Source organism: Streptomyces vinaceus, from assembly GCF_008704935.1.
In the GTDB taxonomy this organism is placed as follows: domain Bacteria; phylum Actinomycetota; class Actinomycetes; order Streptomycetales; family Streptomycetaceae; genus Streptomyces; species Streptomyces vinaceus.
The window spans coordinates 940,276-960,165 of sequence record NZ_CP023692.1 but is presented as its reverse complement, the minus strand read 5'-3'; the positions used below and the strand labels follow the sequence as shown (position 1 = coordinate 960,165).

The window sequence follows — 19,890 nt, the reverse complement described above, 5'->3', positions numbered from 1 at the left end:
CCGATGTGTGCCCGGCCGCCGCACCGGCGGCCGGGCACACGAGTCCCACCGCAGGAGGATCTGACATGGTGACACGAACCGACAGCCCGACCGTGACCGTATGGTCGGACATCGGCTGCCCCTGGGCGACCCTCGCCCTGCACACCTTGCGCGCCGCGGCCCGGCGCCGTTCCCTACCGCTGCTCATCGACCACCGGGCCTTCCCGCTGGAGCTGTTCAACCGCGAGCCCACCCCCAAGTTCATCGTGGACCCGGAGATCATGGCGATCGCCGCCCGGCTGCCCGAGCTCGGCTGGCGGATGTGGGACGGCCCGGCGCACACCTACCCGGTGACCACCCTGCCGGCCCTCGAAGCGATCCAGGCCGCGAAGGACCCCGAGGTGGGCGGGTTGCGGGGCAGCGACGAGCTGGACGAGGCGCTGCGCCGGGCGTTCTACAACGACAGCAAGTGCATCAGCGTGCACGCGGTGATCCTGGACATCGCCGAGCAGTGCGAACACGTCGACGCCAAGGCGCTGGCGCAGGCACTGGCCCGGGGCAGCGGCCGCGCCGAGGTCTACGCGCAGTGGCGGACCGCCGAAGGGCCGCAGATCCAGGGCAGCCCGCACCTGTTCGCCGAGGGCGACTACGCCGCGCACAACCCCGGCGCCACGTTCACGTGGACGGGCTCGCCCTACGAGGGCGGCCTCCCGCGACTGGACGGGTACAGCACCGCCTGGGCCGACGAACTGCTCGACGCGGTCCAGGGGGAGGACACCCCGTAGGGGAGGCCGGTCCGCGCAGGCGGGCGCCTCAGGGGGCGTGCCGTTCGGCCGCCCGCACGGCGCCCGCCAGGGCGATCCACAGGAGCAGCACCACCGCCAGCGCCATGGCCCAGCGGGAGCCGTGGTGGATCGTCAGCAGCCCGCCCGCCAGCGCCCCGCAGAACAGGACCGCCACGGAGACCACCCTGCGCAGCGCGGCCCTGTCCCACGGATCGGCGGCCAGACCCGTCAGCGTCCGGGTGACCACCGTGGTGGTCAGATCGGGTACGCCCAGCCGGAGCACGACGGCGTTCTGCAGGCCCATGCCGAGCGCCAGCAAGCCCACGACCGGCAGCGCCCCCGCCCCGGCCGCCGACAGGGCGAGCGCCCCGGCCACCAGGACCGCCTGCGCCGCGACCAGCGGCGCGAACGTCCGCGCCGGCTCCCGGCCGCGGCGCAGCCGCCCGGCGGCGGTCGCACCGGCGAGGAACGCACCGAGCGCCAGCAGGGAGGCCGTGGCCGACAGCTGGCGGTCCCCGGCGAGAGCGAATCCGAGGAAGGCCACGTTGCCCGTCATGTTCGCCACGAAGGTGTGGTCGAGCCCGAGGTAGCTCACCGCGTCGACCACCCCGCTCACGAAGGTCAGCGCGACCAGCAGCGCCGGCAGCACGCCGTGCGGTCCGTGCCCGCCCCCGGGGCCCGGCGGGAAGAGCAGGGCGGCCAGCCGCCGCAGGGCCCCGCGCCGGGCGAATTCCATGCGCCAACCCCGTTCCGAAAGGGACTTCCCGGGCAAACCGTACCCGCCGAACGAGCGGCATGGGCCGAGCGACCCGGCATCCCGGGACCCTGTCCGGGGCCCGTTGTCAGTGGTCCTCAGTAAGGTCCCTCGCATGGCATACACATTCCAGGTGACGATCGATTCCGCGGACCCGCACCCCCTGGCCGACTGGTGGGCCGACGCCCTCGGCTGGGAAGTGGAGCCGACCGACGAGGAGTTCATCCGCAAGATGGTCGCCGGAGGCCAGGCCTCCGAGGAGGACACCACCACCCACCGCGGAGCCCTCGTCTGGAAGGCCGGCGCGGCCATCCGCCACCCCGAGGGGATCGAGCGCGCGCCCCGGGTCCTCTTCCAGCTGGTTCCCGAGGCGAAGACCGTCAAGAACCGGGTCCACCTGGACGTCCGCACCGGCTCCGACGATCCGAAGCAGGTCGTCGAGCGCCTGATCGCCAAGGGCGCCCGCCACCTCCACGACAGCAGCCAGGGCCCGTACACCTGGACCACGCTCGCCGATCCCGAGGGCAATGAACTCTGCATCTCCCAGTAGGGGGTCTTGCCGATCAGGCCGGGCCGGTCGACGAGACACCCCCAGGGAGCGTCTCCTCGACCGGCCCCGCGTCCTGCCCAGGACATCGGCCGGCTCGGCCGGAGCCCTGCGGACCTGCGATAATTCGGTACCGGGCCACCCCTCCCGCACCTGAGAATGAACCATCTCGAACCGGGAGGAACCCATGGGCCAGAACCAGGCCTACCCGACCCTGCACGACCTGCTGCCCCGGCAGGAGCTGGCCGCCGCCATCGACGCCGGGTACGTGACCCGCAAGTCGCACCCCGAACTGCCGCTGTCCATCTACACGTACACGCGGACGGCGCAGTACGAGCGGGTCTGGAACCGGGTCACCACACGCTGCCGCGGACTCGTCGCCGATGACGCCACCGGTGCGATCGTCGCCCTGCCGCTGCCGAAGTTCTTCAACGTCGGCGAGCACCAGGCCGGTCAGCCGTACGCACCGGCCCTGCCCGACGAGCCGTTCGAGGTGTACGACAAGGTCGACGGCAGCCTCGCGGTGGTCTTCCACTACGCGGGCAGCTGGCGCGTCGCCTCCAAGGGCTCCTTCATCAGCACCCAGGCCACCTGGGGCCAGCGCCACCTCGACGGCCGCGACACCTCGGCCCTCGTCCCCGGCGTCACCTACCTCGCCGAGATCCTGTACCCGCAGAACCGTATCGTCGTCGACTACGGCGACCGCCGCGACCTGGTGCTCCTCGCCGCGTTCGAGCGGGACGGAACCGAGGTCCCGCTCTCCGAGGCCGCGGTCCACTGGCGGCCGATCGGCTCCGTCGTCACGGTGTGGCCCGCCATGCCGCTCGCCGAACTGCTGGCGCTGGCCGAGTCGAACAGGCTGCCCGGTGGCGAGAGCGCGGCCGGCACCGACGCCGAGGGCTTCGTGCTGCGGTTCGCCTCCGGCGTGCGCGCGAAGGCCAAGCTGTCCGAGTACGTACGCCTGCACAAGCTGGTCACCGGAGTCAGCGAGCGGGACGTCTGGCGCACCTACGGCATCGAGCGCTTCGCCGGCCTGCCCGCCAAGGAGCTGGCGCAGGGCCTGAACTGCACCGCCGCCGACATCGAGGCCTCGGGCGGCAAGCCGCTCGAAGCGCTGCTGCAGCAGGTGCCCGACGAGTTCGACGCCTGGGTGCGCGCGGTGGTCGCCCGCCTGGAGGACGCGGCGGCCGAGCGCGAGCGCGCCATCGACGAGGCGTACGCGCGGCTCGCCCATCTGGCGGGAGACCGGGGCGCGTTCGCGCGCACGGCCAAGGCCCTGCCGGACCGTCTGATCCGCGCCGCGGTGTTCCTGCGCCTGGACGGCCGGTCCACCGAGCTCGTCGTATGGCGGCACGTGCGGCCGGAAGCGTCCGACCCCTTCACCACCGATGAGGAGAACTGACCCGTGTCCGAAGAACCCGCACGCCCCGTCGTCCACGTCATGACGGGGCTGCCGGCCTCGGGGAAGACGACGGCCGCGCGCGCCCTGCAGGCCGAGGCCGAGGGCCGGATGCGCCGCGTCAACCTGGACGACCTGCGGGCCATGCTCGACCTGCCCGACCCCGGGCGCGGCCGCTCGTACCGGCACGAGCAGACCGTCCTGGCGGTCCAGGACGCGGCCGTCCGGGCCGCCGTCGAGGGCGGGTTCGACGTGGTCGTGGACAACACGCACCTGACCTCGAACATCCCCAAGCGGCTCAAGGCGGCGGTCGCCGGGCTCGCCACCTTCGTCGTGCACGACTTCACCGACGTGCCGCTGGAGGAGTGCCTGCGCCGGGACGCCGCGCGGGAACGGCCGGTCGGCCAGGAGATCATCCGCATACTGAACGACAAGCACCTGAGCGCCAGGAAGGGCGGCTGGCGGCTCACCGCGCAGTGGCTGAACGACCAGCCCGTGGTCGAGCCCTACGTGCCCGACCCCGCACTGCCCTCCGCCGTGATGTGCGACATCGACGGCACGCTCGCCCTGACCGGCGACCGCAGCCCGTACGACTTCTCGCGCTGCGAGATCGACGCGCTCAACGAGCCCGTTCGGTACGCGCTGGACGCCTTCCGGCGCGCCGACGGTGACACGATCGTCCTGCTGTCCGGGCGCGGTGAGGAGCACCGGCCGCAGACGGAGGCCTGGCTGCGCCGGCACGAGGTGCCGTACGACGAGCTGTGGATGCGGCCGCTCGGCGACACGCGCCGCGACGACGTGGTGAAGGCGGAGCTGTTCGACGCCCACGTGCGCCACCGGTACGCGGTACGGGTCTCGCTCGACGACCGGGACCGGGTGGTCGCGGTCTGGCGCCGGATGGGCCTGCCGACCTGGCAGGTCAACTACGGCGACTTCTAGGGAGCCGGGGGGCGACCTGCCCATACTGGGGCCATGAGCGTGTTGATCGTGGACGCCGCGAACGTCGTCGGTTCCGTACCGGACGGCTGGTGGCGGGACCGGCGGGGCGCGGCCGAGCGGCTGCGCGACCGCCTCGCGGAGCGGGACCCGGCCGCGGGCGGGGAGTTCGAGGGGGTCGGGGCGGTCGAGGAGATCGTCCTCGTCGTCGAGGGCGCGGCCCGGGGCGTCGAGTCCGTACCCGGAGTACGGGTGGACCCGGCCCCCGGCAGCGGTGACGACCGGATCGTGGAACTGGCCGCCGCCTACGCGGAGGGCGGCTGCGTCGTGGTCACGGCGGACCGGGAACTGCGCGAGCGGGTCCGGGCGTACGGGGCGCGGTGCGTGGGGCCGCGTACCGTACGCCCGGCGGACTGACCTGCCGGTGCGGCGACCGGAAGGTCAGTCGCACCACTTCACGTGGTCGAGGTTCTTCACGTAACGGGCGGTGACCCAGGCGTGCTTGCGGTCCCCGTCGTTCATCAGGTCCATGCGGTCCTTCCCCTCCGTGTCGTCCGCCGCGTCCATGCCGTCCGCCGCGTCCTCCGTGTCCGAGACCGCAGGCCGGCCCACCGGCTCCTGGCCGTCCTTCTCCTTGACGTGGAGGAGGTACCAGATGTCGTTGCCGTCCACCTTCTCGCCGCGCACCTTGCACAGGATCGCGACCTTGTGGTCCGGCTTGACGTGCCCCACGGACTTCGAGCGGCTGGTCGGCTTGGAGCGCAGCTTCAGCGGTCCGCGCGAGACGACCCTGCCGACGGAGTACTCCCTGCCCTGGTAGGTGCCGGCCTGGTCGCCGTCCGGTTCGAGAACGACGAGCTCCTGCGCAGGGCCGTCGGCCATCGGGCCCTCGTCCGCGACGGCGGCGCCCGCCCCGACCCCGCCGAGCACCAGGCTTGCGGCGGCGAGGGCGAGGACGGTCCTGGTGGGCTTCCGCATGTGCAGGCTCCTCTGCGAAGACATCCGCCCGGCCGCGGTGGACCGCGGCCCGGGGTGGCGGCCAGTCGGCTGCCACGGTCGACTATGGCGAGGGCGGGTCGGGCAGCTCCGGTGGCTCACCGCCGCTTAGCCCGAAATGCCCAATGACCACGCTCCGGCTCCGTGGGTCGGATCATCGGGATATCGGGAGGGGCGAGGCACCCATTCGAGGGACTCCGGTGCCCCGTACATCTGGCTAGCATTTCCGTCATGCAGATCAGCAACGGTGTGATGGCCGGCGCGATTTCAGGCGCCACTCCCGGCATGGTGTGGATCAAGAGCAGTGCCAGCGTGGGCAACGGCAACTGCGTGGAAGTCGCCTCCCTGGCGAGCGGCGGCGTGGCGCTGCGCAACTCGCGCTTCCCCGACGGGCCGGCACTGGTGTTCACCGCGGCCGAGATCGAGGCCTTCCTGCGCGGCGCCAAAGACGCGGAATTCGACCACCTGACCCGATGACGACCGCTCGCCGCGAGTCCAGAGCACGAGGGGGTCCACCGATGGACAGCGATCGGGTCCGGGCGGCGGCCGACCGCCTGCTGGGGAGGGAACTGCGCAAGTGCCGCGAGGCCCGGGGCCTCACCCTGCGGCAGGTGGCACCGGTCATCCGCGGCTCGGTGTCGAAGGTCAGCAGACTGGAGCGCGGGGAGAGCCCGCCCAGACCGCGCGACGTGCGCGACCTCGCCCGGTACTACGGAGTCGACGCCGACGAGATGCGCGCGATAGAGCGGCTCCTCGAACACGCGCGGGACTGCGCGTGGTACGAGCAGTTCAGCGACGTCACCCCCGATTTCCTCAAGCGGCTGATCCAACTGGAGGGCGACGCCGAGGAGATCTGCGTGTACGAGAACCTCGTCGTCCCCGGCATCCTCCAGACCCGCGCCTACGCCCGGCACATGGTCCGGGCGGTCCTGCCCGGCGCCGGCCGCGAGGAGGTCGACCGGGTCGTCGAGCTGCGCGCGGAACGCCAACTGCGGCTGATGAACCGCCCGCTGCCCAAGGTGACCGCCCTGCTGGAGGAAGGCGTACTGCACCGCCGCTGCGGGAACGCGGCCGTGATGGACGAGCAGCTGACCCACCTGCTGCGGGCCGCGCACTGCGGCAAGGTGAGCCTGCGCGTCCTCCCGATGGCCCGCGCGTACGGGGCCACGCCGCCCTATCCGATCACCCACCTGCGCTTCCGTGACGGGCAGCACACCGAGCTGGCGTACGTGGAGCACATCAACGGGGCGAACTACGTGACCCGGCCCCGGGCCCTGGACGACTACCGCAACGCCCTGGCCAACCTGCGCCACGCGGCGGCCGGCGAGGACGAGAGCGTCCGCCTGATCCTCGCGGCGCAGCGCCAGTTCAACGCCGGAGAACTCCGGGTGGGCTGAGGCCGGGGCGGGATCGAGGGGACGGCCAACCCCCGGGACTCCAGGTGGCCGGCGGTCGTACGCGGGCCGTGCCCGCCCCCGAACGGGCACGGCCGCGCGGCGGGGCCCCGGGGGGCAGGGCCGGTGCCGGCTCGGGCCGGCTGAAGGGAATCTACGCGGCGCCGCCCGGCGGACTCGCCCATCCAGGGGGTGAAATCCGCCTACCCCCCAGGGAAGTCACCCTGTACAACCAGGGGTGTACCCAAGGGGGGTGACGTGCAGCTGTCCGCACATCCGGCGGCGGTCCGGCTCCGCGCCGTGCTGCCGGCCGTCGGCGAGATCGTGTACGCCATCGGCTCGCTGTGGATCTCGGCCACCATGCTCCGCAACTGGCCCGACCCCCACGGCTACTGGCGGGACACCGACGCAGGGGCGTACGCCCTGCTCGCCGCGATCTACCTGCCGCTCGTGCTCCGCCGGCGGTTCCCGGTCGCCGTACTGGTCAGCACCGCCCTCTGCGTCGCCTGCTACTTCACCCTCGGCTACTACCACGTCGTCGCCGTATGCGGGCTGGCGCTCGCGCTGTACACCGTGGCCTCGCTCCGCGACCGTCGAGTTTCGGCCAGATGTGCGGCAGGCGCCCTGCTCGTCCTGCTCTGGGGCACCCGGCTCGCCGAACCGGGCATCGGGCCGCTCAGCGTCGGCTTCGTCACCGTCACCACCATCGTCTGCTGGGTGACCGGCGACGGCTCCCGGCGGCTGCGCGAACTCACCCGGCAACTGCGCCGGGAACAGGAGGAGAAGGCCCGGCGCGCCGTCATGGAGGAGCGCATCCAGATCGCCCGCGAACTGCACGACGTCATCGCCCACCACGTCTCGGTGATCTCCGTCCAGACCGGCCTCGCCGGGTACGTGTTCTCCTCCGACCCGCCGACCGCCCGCCGGGCCCTGGACACCATCGGGGGCAGCGCCCACCAGGCCCTGGCGGAGATGCGCCGGATGCTGGTCGTGCTCCGGGACGACGACCGGGCCCCCGAGGACCCGCAGCGGGCCCGGGAGTCCGGGCTCGGGCGCCTGGACGAACTGGTCGAACGCGTCGGCGAGGCCGGCGTTCCCGTCGAGGTGTCGGTCACGGGGACGGCGTACCCGCTGCCGCCCGGGATCGACCTGTGCGCGTACCGCGTCGTCCAGGAAGCGCTGACCAATGTGATCAAGCACGCCCCGGCGGCGCGCACCACCGTCGAGGTCCACTACGGCGAGGGCGAGCTCCGCGTAAGGGTCAGGGACGACGGAGGCGGCCGCGCGCCGGCCCCCGCGGGGGTAGGGGTTTCGGCCGCCGCCCCCGGAAGCACTGGTCAGGGCTTGATCGGCATGCGCGAGCGGGCCACGATCTACCACGGCACGGTGACGGCCGCACCGGCTCCCGACGGTGGCTTCGAAGTCAGCCTCCGGGTCCCCGTGCCCCGGACCGCCACCGGGGCCCGGGCACATGGAGAGTAGAGGAGGCGCCATGCTGCGCGTGCTCGTCGTCGACGACCAGTTCCTGATCCGGTCCGGGCTGACCGCGCTCCTGGGCGCCGCGCCCGGTATCGAGGTCGTCGCCGAGGCGGCGGACGGCGAGGAGGCCGTCCGCCTCGCCGCCCAGACCCGCCCCGACGTCGTCCTGATGGACATCCGCATGCCGGGCACCGACGGGATCACCGCCACCGAGCGGATCCTCGCCGAGGCCGAGGCCGACGGCGCCGCCGGGCAGGCCCGCCCCAAGGTGCTCGTCCTGACGACCTTCGACTCCGACGAGTACGTGTTCCGGGCCCTGCGCGTCGGCGCGAGCGGGTTCCTGCTGAAGGACACCCCACCCGACCGGCTGCTCGCCGCCATCGCCACCGTGCACGCCGGCGAGATGCTGTTCAGCCCCCGGGCGCTCCAGGGGATCATCGCCGCGTACGCCGGCCCCGTCGCCCGCGACCCGCACCCGGGCCTGGCGGCCCTGACCCCGCGCGAACGCGAGGTGCTCGGCCTGGTCGGCGCCGGTCTGTCGAACGCCGACATCGCCGGGCGGCTCGTGCTCAGCGCCGCCACCATCAAGACGCACGTGCACCGCTGCATGAGCAAGCTCGGGGTCTCCAGCCGCGCCCAGGCCGTGGTCCTGGCCCACGAGTCGGGGCTCGTCGCCCGGCTCTCCTGACGGCGGAGCCCGTGCTCGCGCCGGCGTAGGCGGTGTCCGCCGGAGGCGGCCGGAACGGCCCCCCTCCGGATGCGCGTGCCCGCGCCCGCGGCCAGAGTGGTGGCCATGGGAATCGAAGATTACAGCGGCGGCCCCGGGGCCCAGCAGACCGGCGTCCTGGTCGTGACGACGAACGACGTTCCCGGGTACCGGGTCGAGCGGGTCATCGGCGAGGTCTTCGGCCTCACCGTCCGCTCCCGCCACCTCGGCAGCCAGATCGGCGCGGGCCTGAAGTCGATGATCGGCGGCGAGCTGAAGGGCCTGACCAAGACGTTGGTGGAGACCCGCAACCAGGCGATGGAGCGGCTCATCGAGGCGTCGAAGGCCCGCGGCGGGAACGCCGTCCTGATGATGCGTTTCGACGTCACGGAAGCGGCCGACGTCGGGACCGAGGTGTGCGCGTACGGGACGGCCGTCGTGATCACCCCGGCCGCCTCCTGAACCTCATCCACTTCCGTAAGTCCAGGACGGGGCTCCGCTTTGTCCATGGGCGTGCGCGGGCGCGGTCCGCAAGCTGACAGGTCAGTGAGCGGACCGCGGGCCTCCGTGCCGTGCGGTCTTCCACCCAGGAAGCACCGACTCCCGGAGGCCCGATGCGCACCCCCCTCTGGCCGACCGCAGCCGCGGTCGCCGGTCTCCTCACCAGCCTGGTCGTCTCCGTGCCCGCGGCCTCGGCGGCCGATCCCGCCGGAGCCGCCGGCGCACCCGTCACGATCAGCTCGCCCGAACTCTCCGTCAGCGTCGACAGCGGCTTCCCCCGCGTCGTCAGCTACACCCGGCGGGCCACCGGCGACGTCCTGGACGGCAACGAGGACGCGCTGAGCACCGTACTCGTCAACGGCACCGCCTACACCCCCACCGTGACCTCGACGCCCTCCGCCTCCGCCGTGGACTACGCGCTGTCCTTCTCCGGAGTGACCATCAGGTCCCGGCTGTCGGTGACCGGTTCGGTCGTGGAGTTCAAGGTCACGGCCATCGAGGACACCGCCGCCCTGCGCGTACGAAGTCTCGCGATCCCCGACCACACCCTGGTCAGCGTCCGCAGCGACCAGCCCGGGGCCGCGCTGGCCACGGCGAACATGTACACCGCGACCACCGGTACCGGGGACACCTTCACCCCCGTCACCGCGAGCACCCCGGTCGACCCCGCCCCCACGACGGTCATGTACGGGCTGGCCAACACCGCGAAGCTGGCCGCGGCCGTCGACTCCAACTCCCTGTACGACACCCCCTCCGGCGGCACGGCCCGGGAGAACGGCCGCATCAGCAAGCGGGTCACCGACAAGGGGAGCCACCGGCGCGCCGGACTGTGGAGCGGAGCCTGGCTCTACCGGGCGGCGGGCGCCTCCGACACCGACACCGAGCCGCTCCCGTACGCCCGGGTCGCGATCACCGGGGACCGCAACGGCGACGGCGCCGTCGACTGGCAGGACGCCGCAGTCGCCTACCGCGACATCTGGACCCCGCCCACCGGCTGGCAGCGGACCGCCGACCGGGTCGTGCAGCGCATCCCCTTCAACTTCGCCTCCCAGGCCACCCACCCCTTCGCCGAGACCCTCGACGAGACCAAACGCGTCAGCCTCGCCACCGACGGCCTCGGCCAGTTCGTCCTCCTCAAGGGATACGCCTCCGAGGGCCACGACTCGGCGCACATGGACTACAAGAACATCGGATCCAAACCGGGCGGCGCCGCGGGCCTCAACGCCCTCACCACCGCCGGACACGCCTACAACGCCGACTTCGGCGTCCACATCAACGCGACCGAGGAGTACCCGGTCTCCGCCACCTTCGACCCGGCCCACCAGAGCGGCGGACAGGGCTGGGACTGGCTCGACCAGTCGTACTACGTGGACACGCGCAAGGACGGCCAGTCCGGCGAGCGCCTGAAGCGGCTCCAGGACCTCAAGGCGGCCGCGCCCGGCCTCGACTTCCTGTACGTGGACGTCTGGTACGGGGACGGGTACGTCTCCCGCAAACTCCAGCGCGAGATCGGCGGCCTCGGATTCCAGCTCGCCACCGAATTCCCCAACACGCTGACCGAGCAGTCCCTCTGGCACCACTGGGCCGCCGACGTCGGCTACGGCGGCAGCGATCTGAAGGGGATCAACTCCACCATCGCCCGCTTCATCGCCAACCACACCAAGGACGACTGGATCGCCGCCGACCCGCTCCTCGGCGGCGCCGAACTCACCGCGTACGAGGGCTGGCAGGGCAAGAACGACTACACCGCCTTCCTGAACACCACCTTCGCCGTCAACCTGCCGACCAAGTACCTCCAGGAATCCCCGATCGTGAAGTGGACCCCCGGCACGGTCACCCTCGCGAACGGCACCACCGCCACCACCGCCGGCGGCACCCGGAAGATCACCACGGCCGGGCGCACCGTCCTCAGCGGGGGCAGCTACCTCCTCCCGCGCGACGGGAAGCTCTACCACTGGAACGACAAGGGCGGCCCCACCACATGGACCCTGCCCGCCGGCTGGTCCGCGCCCACGCTGTACGAGCTGACCGACACCGGCCGGCAGCCGGCCGGCGGCCTCACCGTCAGCGGCGGCCAGGTCACGATCAACGCCACCGCGAGGACCGCGTACGTCCTCACCGACGGGGCCGCACCCGCCCAGGCCGACCCGAAGTGGGGTGAGGGGACCCCGGTCAAGGACCCCTCCTTCTACGCGGGAGACCTGAACGCGTGGACGGTGACCGGGACCGGCGCCGCCGTCACCCGCAACGCCCAGGGCCAGAGCGAGCTCACCTTCGCCGCCGGGACCGCCCCGGCCGTCTCCCAGCAGCTGACGGGCCTGGTCCCCGGCACCTACGCCGCCTCCGTCTGGGTCTCCACACCCGCGGGCCGGGCGACCACCCTCGCCGTCACCCCGGCGGGCGGCGCCCCCGCCTCCGTGTACGCCGATTCCTCCACGCTCACGAACACCCTGGGCGGCAGCGAGAAGAACGGCACCAGGATGCAGCGCATGAAGGTGCTCTTCGACGTACCGGCCGGACGGTCCACCGCCACCCTCAAGCTGTCCGCGGCCGCCGGCTCCGGCACCGTCCACCTGGACGACGTACGGGTGGTCCGATCGGCCCGCACCCCGCTCGCCGGCCACTGGTTCACCGAGGACTTCGAGAACGTGGACGCCGGCTGGGGCCCCTTCGCCTTCGGCGGCGCCGGCGGCTCGGCCACCGACCCGCGCACGCACATCGCCCAGCGCAACGCCCCCTACACCCAGGCGGGCTGGAACGGAAAGCTGGTCGACGACGTGATCTCCGGGCAGAACTCGCTCAAATCGCACGAGGAGCGCCAGGGGCTGGTCTACCGCACCCTTCCGCAGACACTGCGGCTCACGCCCGGCCGCTCGTACAAGGTCACCTTCGGCTACGAGAACGGCTTCTCGGGCGACTACCAGTTCATCACCGGGGCCGGCAGCACCGAGACGGCCACCGCGCTGAACCAGGCACGGACGGCGACCACCTTCACCAAGACCTTCACCGCGGGCGCCGACGCCTGGATCGGCATCCGCAAGGTCACCGCCGAAGGCTCCCACGACGAGGCCGACTTCGTCCTCGACGACCTCGCGGTCGACGACCTCGGGCCGGTGGGCGGCGGAGAACTGCTGGTACCCCAGGGACAGATGAGCGTGAAGGCCGTCGACAGCCAGGAGAGCGCCGGCGAGAACGGCCGCGCCGTCAACGTCCTGGACGGCGACGCCGCCACCATCTGGCACACCGAGTGGTACGCGGCCACCGCGCCGATGCCGCACGAGATCACCCTCGACCTCGGGGCCTCCTACAACGTCTCGGCGCTGCACTGCCTGCCCCGCCGGACACAGAGCAACGGCCGCATCGCCGACTACCAGGTGTTCACCTCGGCGGACGGGGTGAACTGGGGCACGGCCGCCGCCACGGGCACCTTCGCGAACACCGCTGCCCAGCAGGACGTGTCGTTCACGGCCAGGACCGCCCGCTACGTCAAGCTCAAGGCCACCCGGGAGGTGGGCGGCAACCCCTGGACCTCGGTCGCGGAGCTCAACATCGGCTATCTGCCCTGAGGCCGGGGCAGCGTCGACTGCTGCCGGCGGAACCGGACGGGCGCCATGCCCACCCTGCGGCTGAACAGCCGGCTGAAATACGCCGGATCCTCGTACCCGACCCGCCGGGCGACCCCCGCGACCGGCAGGTCGGTGCGCGCCAGCAACTCCTTCGCCCGGCTGAGTCTGATCCCGAGGAGGTACTCCTTGACCCCCTCCCCGGTGCTGCGGCGCACGGCCCCGCGCAGCTCGGGCAGGGGGATCCCCAGCCGGGCCGCGTGCTCGGCCACCGAGATGGGCAGCAGCGCGTCCCGGGCCAGGGCGTCCATCACCGCGTCCCCGTTCCGGGACACCCCGGCGCGGGCGTGGCGCAGCGCCACGAGCAGTCCGTGGACGGCCGCGGCGGCCTCCACCTCCAGCAGCGGCCCGCCGCGCCGGGCCGCCCGTACGATCCCGTCGACCAGGTGCCGCACGCCCTCCGTCCCGCTCAGCGGCACCACCGGACGGTCCGGGGTGACGTAGCCCAGGTCGGTGTAGGCCTCCACGCTGCGGCCGGCGAAGTCCACGAAGCACTCGTCCCAGCCGGTGTCCGGGTCCGGGCCGTAGTGGTGCTCCACGCCCGGCACCAGCCACAGCAGGACGGGCGCGGCCACCGGCTGCGGCGGGCGCCCGCCGTGGCTGAACCAGCCGCGGCCCCGGGTGACGACCACGGCCACGTGGTGGTCGAGGGCCCGGGGACCCACCACCGGCAGCAGGCCCTGCTGCACGCCGACGCCGAGGCAGACCAGCCCGAGGCGCCGGTGGTTGGCGGTGGGGGAGAAGTACCGCATCCAACTGCTGTACGGGGGGCTGCTGTACGGGGGCGTCGCCATCTGCGGATTGTGATCCACACGGCCGGGGCCCCTCAAGGGCGCGGGGGCACCGCGCGCCGGTTCGGACCGACCCCCTCCGGAGGCGCGGAAGCGGAACTTTATGCTCAGGTGCATGCACCACGCGCCCGTCCCCGAGATCACCGTGATCATCGCCGTCTACAACGCGATGCCCTACCTGACCGAGTGCCTCGACTCCGCGCTCGGGCAGAGCCTGGGGGCCGAGCGGCTGGAGGTCATCGCGGTCGACGACGGCTCCACGGACGGCAGCGGCGCCGAGCTGGAGCGCTACGCCGCCCGGTATCCGCAGCTCCGCGTCGTGCACCAGCCGAACTCCGGAGGGCCGGGCGGCCCCCGCAACCGGGCCCTGGACCTGGCCCGCGGGCGGTACGTCTTTTTCCTCGACGCCGACGACCACCTCGGCCCCGAGGCCCTGGAACGGCTCCTGGACATGGCCGAGGCCCAGGGCAGCGACGTCGTGCTCGCCAAGCAGGTCGGCCTCGGCCGGACGGTCTCGGACAAGGCCCACCGGCACGCCGAGGAGGCGGACCTGCACACCTCCGAGGTCTACCGCTCGCTGCACTCGGCCAAGCTGATGCGCCGCCAGGTCATCGAGGACGCCGGACTGCGCTATCCGGAGGAGCTCTGGTACGGCGAGGACCAGATCTTCGTGACCGAGGTGTACCTGGCCGCCGGGAAGATCTCGGTCGTCGGCGACTACGACTGCTACTTCCTGCGCCGACGCGAAGACGGCCAGAACATCACCTCCCGCCCACGGACCGCCGGCGAGACGGTGGCGCACATCGAGCGCGTCATGGCCCTGGTGGCCGACCGGGTGCGGGACCCGGTCGGGCGGCGCCGGATGCTCGGCCGGCACTTCCGCAGCCTGCTGCGCACGGCACTGCGCCCGGCCGTCGAGGCCCGCCACGAGAACCCGCCCTTCAGCGCCGAGGTCTACGACCGGGCGCGGGCGCTGGTGCAGACGTACTGGCGCCCGGACATGGGCGGCGAGCTGCCGCCCATCGACTGGATCCGGCTGTACGCCTTCGCCTGCGGCCCGCTGCCCGCCTTCGAGCAACTGATGGAGTACGACCCGGCCCTGGAGCCGGCGCCGCGGGAGATCGTCGACAACGGCCGCGTGTACCGCTGCTACCCGCTCTTCCGGGACCCCGCGGCGGGCCTGCCGGACGTGCTCTTCGACGTGACCGACAGGCTCAGGACGCAGCACCGGCTCTCGTCGCTGACCTGGCAGGGCGCCGGCCGGATACGGCTGACCGGCCACGCCTACATCCAGTCCCTCGGGACCGGCCGCATGCAGAGCGAACTCCTGCTGCGGGCGCGGGAGACGGGCGAGGAGCACCTCGTACCGCTCCTGGCCCGGCCCGCCCCCGAGCTCACCGAGCAGAACCCGGAACTGATGATGGCCGGCTTCCTGGCGGAGCTCGACCTGGCCACGCTGGCCGGCGGCGGGCCGCTGGCACCGGGCACCTGGGACTGCTTCCTGAACGTACGGGCGGACGGTGTCGTGCGTACCGTCCGGCTCGGCCGCCGGCACGCACCGGAGCTGGACCGCACGGCCCGCCGGTCCAAGGTGCTGGCCCGCGACCCGGGGGACGCCACGGAGCTCACGGCCGCGGCCTTCTTCACCACGTACGGAAATCTGAGCTTCGAGGTGGTCCGCAGGCTCCCGCTGCCCACAGCCTGAGAAAAATTCTTCGGAATCGGCGGCAACCTCCCCGGGGGTCGCGCGTCGTGCGGGGTGAAGGGCGGCATTCCGAGCCCTGCACCGATCGTGACCCGACCGTGGAGAACCACTGTGATGAACCTGAAGCGCGTCCCCTCGACCGTCCGCCGGGCAGCCGTCACCGCTGCCGCCGCCGGGGCGGTCCTCGCGCTCGCCGGTCCCGCCTTCGCCGCACAGGGCGCCTCGGCCGCCCCCTCGGCCGCCCCCAGCACCCCGTCGAGCGCGACGCCCACCCCCTCGCGCAGCGTCCCGCCGACCGCGGTGCCCAGCGCCCAGCCCACGCCCTCGCGCAGCCTCCCGCCCACGGCGGCGCCGAGCGTCCAGCCGACCGACCGGCCGGGCACGGCGCCCACCGCGACGCCCTCGCAGGCCGGCGACGAGCTCGCGAAGACCGGGTCCTCCGCGACCACCGCCGCCATCGGGGGCGGGGCCGCCGCGCTCATAGCCGCCGGAGCCGGCACGCTCTACGCCGTCCGGCGCCGCGCCAACGGTTAGGAACCCAGGACTCCCGTGCTCCATCTCGTACCACCAGCACCCTCCGCACGCCCCCTCACGCTCGGCTTCGGCCGGGCGTGGTGGGGCTCGTGGTCGTTGCGGGACCTGTGGCCGGCGGTGTTGCGCCGCGGGCGCACGACCCCGGCGCGGTCGGCGCAGCCGTACGGACCGGCGACCGCCACCGCGTACGGGGCGGGGGCGGGCTCCGGGTACGCCGGCGACCCGCGGGCCGACGCGCCCCAGCCCACCGTCACCGAGCTGTACCACGCGCACCGGCTGCGCATGGTCCGGCTGGCGGTGCTGCTCGTCGACGACCTGGCCACCGCCGAGGACGTGGTCCAGGACGCCTTCACGGCCCTGTACCGGCGCCACGGGGAACAGATCAGCGAGGTCGACAACGCGCTCGGCTACCTGCGGACCGCCGTCGTCAACACCTCCCGGTCCGTGCTGCGCCGCCGCCGCACGGCCCGCGCCTGGACCCCGCCCGCGGCGGCCGAGGTGCCGTCCGCCGAGGACCACGTGGTCCTCGACGAGGCGCACCGCGAGGTGCTCGCCGCGCTCGGCCGGCTGACCCCGCGCCGCCGCCAGGTCCTCGTACTGCGCTACTGGGCCGAGCTCAGCGAGGCGGAGATAGCGACCACCCTCGGAATCAGCCGGGGCGCCGTGAAGTCGAACGCGAGCCGCGCCCTGGACGCGCTGGAACGGATTTTGGAGGGACGGATATGACGCCCGGCGAACGCACCGTCGAACGCAGGCTGCGCCAGGCCCTCGACGCCCGCGCGGCCGGGATCACCGTCCGCGAGCTGCGCCCCGCGCAGCCGCCGGGTCTGCACGTCCGGCGGCTGCCCGCCGCGCGACTGCGGATGGGCCTGCGGCGGTACGCGCTGCCGCTCGCGGGACTGGCCGCGGCCGCCGCCGCCGTAGCGGGGTACCTCGTACTGGGCCCGTCCACTTCCCCGGTCCGGCCGGTGCCACCGGCCGCGCCGCCCGAGATCCCCGGGCCCGGGCCGTCGCCGGATCCCGGTACGGGGACCGGCACCCCCGACCCGTCGGTGACGCCGTCCCCGGTCACCTCCCCGGGCCCCGGGGCCCGCACGGCGCGCCCGCCCGGGGCGACGCCGACCCCGTCCGGCGCGCACTCCCCGGTCCCGCCGTCGAGGTCCCCGGCCGCGTCCGCCACCCCGTCGTCCTCTCCGCTGCGCTCCTCACCACCCCCGAGCGCCGGACCCTCCAAGGGCTAGGGGGTTCACAGGCCGCGGATGGCCGCGACCCCGCCGTGATCCGAAAGACACGGCCTAGCCCCGGGTGTTCTCCACCGCCGCGACCAGCGGGGCGAGTTCGGGGTTGCGGGCGGCCTCGGCCAGGGCCTCGCGCAGCGCGGTGTCGTTGGTCGGCCGGGCGGCGGCCAGCAGGGTCAGGCCGGCCTCGCTCACGTCGGTGTAGATGCCCCGGCGGTCGGTGTCGCAGATGTAGCGGTTGAGCAGCCCGCGGTCCTCCAGCCGGCTGACGAGCCGGGTGGTGGCGCTCTGGCTGAGCACCACCGAGTCGGCCACCTGGTGCATCCGCAGGTGGCCGCCCGGACCGCTGTGCTGGCGGCTCAGGACGTCCAGCAGCGAGTACTCGCGCACGCTCAGCCCGTGCCCCGCCTGCAGGGCCCGCTCGATGTGGGCCTCGATCCGCCCGTGCAGCAGGGACAGGGCGCACCAGCCCTGGGCGAGGCCGGTGAGTGCGCTGTCGGTGGCCGTCATGGCTGCTCCCTGCTCCTTCACACCGCTTCCGGTGTTCCCGTTCCCCTTGTCCCCAGGGGTTCCCTCCCAGGATAGGCCACTCACGCAATAGCCCGCGTTTGCAATTATCCCGCGTCTGCAATTAATGTGGACGCACGTAAGCAGCGCGGGCAAGTGCTGCGAAACCGCACCACCACCTCTGAAGGGCACCCCTCATGCCTCTCGCACTCCTCGCCCTGGCCATCGGGGCCTTCGGGATCGGCACCACCGAATTCGTGATCATGGGCCTGCTCCCCGAGGTCGCCGCCGACTACGGCACCTCGATCCCCACCGCCGGCTTCCTGGTGACCGGATACGCCCTCGGCGTCGTCCTCGGCGCCCCGCTCATGACCGTCCTCGGCACCCGTATCCCGCGCAAGCGGATGCTGATGCTGCTCATGGGGCTGTTCATCGCGGGCAACGTGCTCTCCGCCCTCGCCCCCGCCTTCGGCGTCATGCTCGCGGGGCGCGTCGTCGCCTCCCTCGCCCACGGTGCCTTCTTCGGCATCGGCTCGGTGGTCGCCGCCGGGCTCGTCGCCCCCGAGAAGAAGGCCGGCGCGATCGCGATGATGTTCACGGGTCTGACCGTCGCCAACGTCGTCGGCGTCCCGCTCGGCACCCTGGTCGGCCAGACCCTCGGCTGGCGCGTCACCTTCCTGATCGTCGCCGCCCTCGGTGTCCTCGGCCTCCTCGGCATCGCCAGGCTGGTCCCCGAGCTGCCGCGGCCCGAGGGCGTGCGGATCCGCCACGAGCTGGCCGCCTTCCGCAACGTCCAGGTCCTGCTCGCGATGGCGATGACCGTCCTCGGCTTCGGCGGCGTCTTCGCCGCGATCACCTACATCACGCCGATGATGACCAACGTGGCCGGCTTCGCCGACACCTCCGTGACCTGGCTGCTCGTCCTCTTCGGCCTCGGCATGGTCGCCGGGAACCTCATTGGAGGCCGGTTCGCCGACCGCGCCCTGATGCCGATGCTGTACGTGTCCCTGGGCGCCCTCGCGGTCGTCCTGGCCGTGTTCGCCCTCACCGCCCACCACAAGATCGCCGCCGCCGCCACGATCGCGCTGATCGGAGCCCTGGGCTTCGCCACCGTGCCGCCGCTGCAGAAGCGGGTCCTCGACCAGGCCGCCGGCGCCCCCACCCTGGCCTCCGCCGTCAACATCGGCGCCTTCAACCTCGGCAACGCGCTCGCCGCCTGGCTGGGCGGGCTCGTCATCGCCGCCGGGCTCGGCTGGACCGCCCCGAACTGGGTCGGCGCCGCGCTCGCCGCCTCCGCCCTGGTGCTCGCCCTCGTCTCCGGCGCGCTGGAGCGCCGTACGGCCGCCCGCGCGGGCGGCCCGGGCCGGGTCGTGGCGGGCGGAGCGGCGGCCGCCGCCCCCGTACCCGTCCACCGCTGATCCACGACCCTCCGTACGCCCCCCCGCACACCCCCGCACCACGTTCCAGGAGAACCCGCATGTCCGCCGCCACGCCCGCCACCGCCGTCCCCGCCCGCACCGCCGTCGCCCCGCTGACCACCGGGGACGCCGAGCTCCTCGTCTCCGCCGCCCGTGGCGCCGCCGAGCGCGCCGGGGTCGCGGTCAGCGTCACCGTCCTCGACGCCGGCGGCCACCTGCTGGCCTTCCGCCGCGACGACCGGGCCGTGCTGATCTCCGGCGAGACCAGCACCCGCAAGGCCTTCACGGCCCTCCAGCTCGACGCACCGACCGCCGACCTCGTCGACGCCGTCCGGCCCGGCGGGCTCTTCCACACCCTGCCCACCGCCCTCGACCGGCCGCTGCTGTTCATCGCGGGCGGTCTGCCCGTCCACCGGGACGGCCGCCTCATCGGCGCCATCGGTGTCGGCGGCGGCGCCCCCGACCAGGACCACGGCTTCGCCGCGGCCGCCCTCGACGCGCTGGTCTGACGCTCCCGGCCCGGTCTCCGGGTCGCGCGCCGGGGTCCCCCGTGCCAGGTTGGTACGGGGGACAGGGGTGCATGATGCGAGAGTCCAGG

21 protein-coding genes are annotated in these 19,890 nt (G+C 73.2%); 17 read left to right on the top strand and 4 right to left on the bottom strand.

Annotation, left to right across the window (positions count from 1 at the left end; all coding sequences use genetic code 11):
- The first annotated feature begins 65 nt into the window (after positions 1-65).
- Entirely contained in the window at positions 66-764 is a 699-nt protein-coding gene (locus tag CP980_RS04300; protein WP_150492673.1) for a DsbA family oxidoreductase, read from the top strand.
- Between the two features lie 28 nt (positions 765-792).
- Here CP980_RS04300 and CP980_RS04295 read toward each other — a convergent pair whose 3' ends face one another.
- Positions 793-1,500, bottom strand: a complete 708-nt coding sequence (locus CP980_RS04295) for a YoaK family protein (protein ID WP_132754141.1) — start codon at positions 1,498-1,500, stop codon at positions 793-795.
- Positions 1,501-1,633: 133 nt separating this feature from the next.
- On the opposite strand from CP980_RS04295, the gene CP980_RS04290 reads away from it, so the two are divergent.
- From CP980_RS04290 to CP980_RS04275, 4 genes are all read left to right on the top strand, one after another.
- Positions 1,634-2,068 carry a VOC family protein gene (locus CP980_RS04290; RefSeq protein ID WP_132754139.1) on the top strand — a complete coding sequence of 145 codons (435 nt, stop codon included), beginning with the start codon at positions 1,634-1,636 and terminating at the stop codon, positions 2,066-2,068.
- Between the two features lie 184 nt (positions 2,069-2,252).
- Positions 2,253-3,467, top strand: a complete 1,215-nt coding sequence (locus CP980_RS04285; RefSeq protein ID WP_150492672.1) for an RNA ligase — start codon at positions 2,253-2,255, stop codon at positions 3,465-3,467.
- Between the two features lie 3 nt (positions 3,468-3,470).
- Positions 3,471-4,403: a phosphatase domain-containing protein gene (locus CP980_RS04280; protein WP_229906857.1), complete on the top strand. Its 933-nt coding sequence runs from the start codon at positions 3,471-3,473 to the stop codon at positions 4,401-4,403.
- Between the two features lie 33 nt (positions 4,404-4,436).
- Positions 4,437-4,817 carry an NTP pyrophosphohydrolase gene (locus CP980_RS04275; protein WP_150492671.1) on the top strand — a complete coding sequence of 127 codons (381 nt, stop codon included), beginning with the start codon at positions 4,437-4,439 and terminating at the stop codon, positions 4,815-4,817.
- Between the two features lie 24 nt (positions 4,818-4,841).
- On the opposite strand, the gene CP980_RS04270 is transcribed toward CP980_RS04275, so the two are convergent.
- Positions 4,842-5,378 (bottom strand): SH3 domain-containing protein, encoded by a 537-nt coding sequence (locus tag CP980_RS04270; RefSeq protein WP_150492670.1) that lies wholly within the window; start codon positions 5,376-5,378, stop codon positions 4,842-4,844.
- A gap of 249 nt (positions 5,379-5,627) precedes the next feature.
- Here CP980_RS04270 and CP980_RS04265 point away from each other — a divergent pair, with 249 nt between their 5' ends.
- The 6 genes from CP980_RS04265 (at position 5,628) to CP980_RS04240 (ending at position 13,042) form a co-directional block, all read left to right on the top strand.
- Entirely contained in the window at positions 5,628-5,873 is a 246-nt protein-coding gene (locus CP980_RS04265; RefSeq protein ID WP_150492669.1) for a DUF397 domain-containing protein, read from the top strand.
- A 41-nt stretch (positions 5,874-5,914) separates the two neighbouring features.
- Positions 5,915-6,793: a helix-turn-helix domain-containing protein gene (locus CP980_RS04260; RefSeq protein ID WP_167535786.1), complete on the top strand. Its 879-nt coding sequence runs from the start codon at positions 5,915-5,917 to the stop codon at positions 6,791-6,793.
- A 255-nt stretch (positions 6,794-7,048) separates the two neighbouring features.
- Positions 7,049-8,272, top strand: coding sequence for a sensor histidine kinase (locus CP980_RS04255; protein ID WP_229906858.1), 1,224 nt, complete (start codon positions 7,049-7,051; stop codon positions 8,270-8,272).
- 10 nt (positions 8,273-8,282) lie between these two features.
- On the top strand, positions 8,283-8,957 hold the full coding sequence (locus CP980_RS04250; RefSeq protein WP_150492667.1) for a response regulator: 675 nt from the start codon (positions 8,283-8,285) through the stop codon (positions 8,955-8,957).
- Positions 8,958-9,062: 105 nt separating this feature from the next.
- Complete coding sequence (locus tag CP980_RS04245) at positions 9,063-9,437, top strand: YbjQ family protein (RefSeq protein ID WP_132754127.1); 375 nt, start codon at positions 9,063-9,065, stop codon at positions 9,435-9,437.
- Between the two features lie 152 nt (positions 9,438-9,589).
- A complete protein-coding gene (locus CP980_RS04240; protein ID WP_150492666.1) occupies positions 9,590-13,042 on the top strand; it encodes an endo-alpha-N-acetylgalactosaminidase family protein in 3,453 nt (1,150 codons plus the stop codon).
- On the opposite strand, the gene CP980_RS04235 is transcribed toward CP980_RS04240, so the two are convergent.
- The gene (locus tag CP980_RS04235) at positions 13,030-13,893 is read right to left on the bottom strand and encodes a helix-turn-helix domain-containing protein (RefSeq protein WP_229906859.1); all 864 of its coding nucleotides are present in this window, start codon (positions 13,891-13,893) and stop codon (positions 13,030-13,032) included. The two genes, CP980_RS04240 and CP980_RS04235, sit on opposite strands and share 13 nt — an antisense overlap.
- A gap of 112 nt (positions 13,894-14,005) precedes the next feature.
- Between CP980_RS04235 and CP980_RS04230 the strand changes: the two genes are divergently transcribed.
- The 4 genes from CP980_RS04230 (at position 14,006) to CP980_RS04215 (ending at position 17,370) form a co-directional block, all read left to right on the top strand.
- Positions 14,006-15,595, top strand: a complete 1,590-nt coding sequence (locus CP980_RS04230) for a glycosyltransferase family 2 protein (RefSeq protein WP_167535785.1) — start codon at positions 14,006-14,008, stop codon at positions 15,593-15,595.
- A gap of 114 nt (positions 15,596-15,709) precedes the next feature.
- Entirely contained in the window at positions 15,710-16,129 is a 420-nt protein-coding gene (locus tag CP980_RS04225; protein ID WP_150492664.1) for an LAETG motif-containing sortase-dependent surface protein, read from the top strand.
- Between the two features lie 15 nt (positions 16,130-16,144).
- On the top strand, positions 16,145-16,855 hold the full coding sequence (locus CP980_RS04220; RefSeq protein ID WP_229906860.1) for an RNA polymerase sigma factor: 711 nt from the start codon (positions 16,145-16,147) through the stop codon (positions 16,853-16,855).
- Entirely contained in the window at positions 16,852-17,370 is a 519-nt protein-coding gene (locus CP980_RS04215) for a hypothetical protein (RefSeq protein WP_132754122.1), read from the top strand. Before CP980_RS04220 ends, CP980_RS04215 begins: the two co-directional genes overlap by 4 nt.
- Before the next feature lie 54 nt (positions 17,371-17,424).
- On the opposite strand, the gene CP980_RS04210 is transcribed toward CP980_RS04215, so the two are convergent.
- The gene (locus CP980_RS04210) at positions 17,425-17,877 is read right to left on the bottom strand and encodes a MarR family winged helix-turn-helix transcriptional regulator (RefSeq protein ID WP_132754121.1); all 453 of its coding nucleotides are present in this window, start codon (positions 17,875-17,877) and stop codon (positions 17,425-17,427) included.
- 194 nt (positions 17,878-18,071) lie between these two features.
- On the opposite strand from CP980_RS04210, the gene CP980_RS04205 reads away from it, so the two are divergent.
- Both CP980_RS04205 and CP980_RS04200 read left to right on the top strand, forming a co-directional pair.
- Positions 18,072-19,292, top strand: a complete 1,221-nt coding sequence (locus CP980_RS04205) for an MFS transporter (RefSeq protein WP_150492663.1) — start codon at positions 18,072-18,074, stop codon at positions 19,290-19,292.
- 59 nt (positions 19,293-19,351) lie between these two features.
- A complete protein-coding gene (locus tag CP980_RS04200; protein ID WP_150492662.1) occupies positions 19,352-19,801 on the top strand; it encodes a GlcG/HbpS family heme-binding protein in 450 nt (149 codons plus the stop codon).
- The last annotated feature ends 89 nt before the right edge of the window (positions 19,802-19,890 follow it).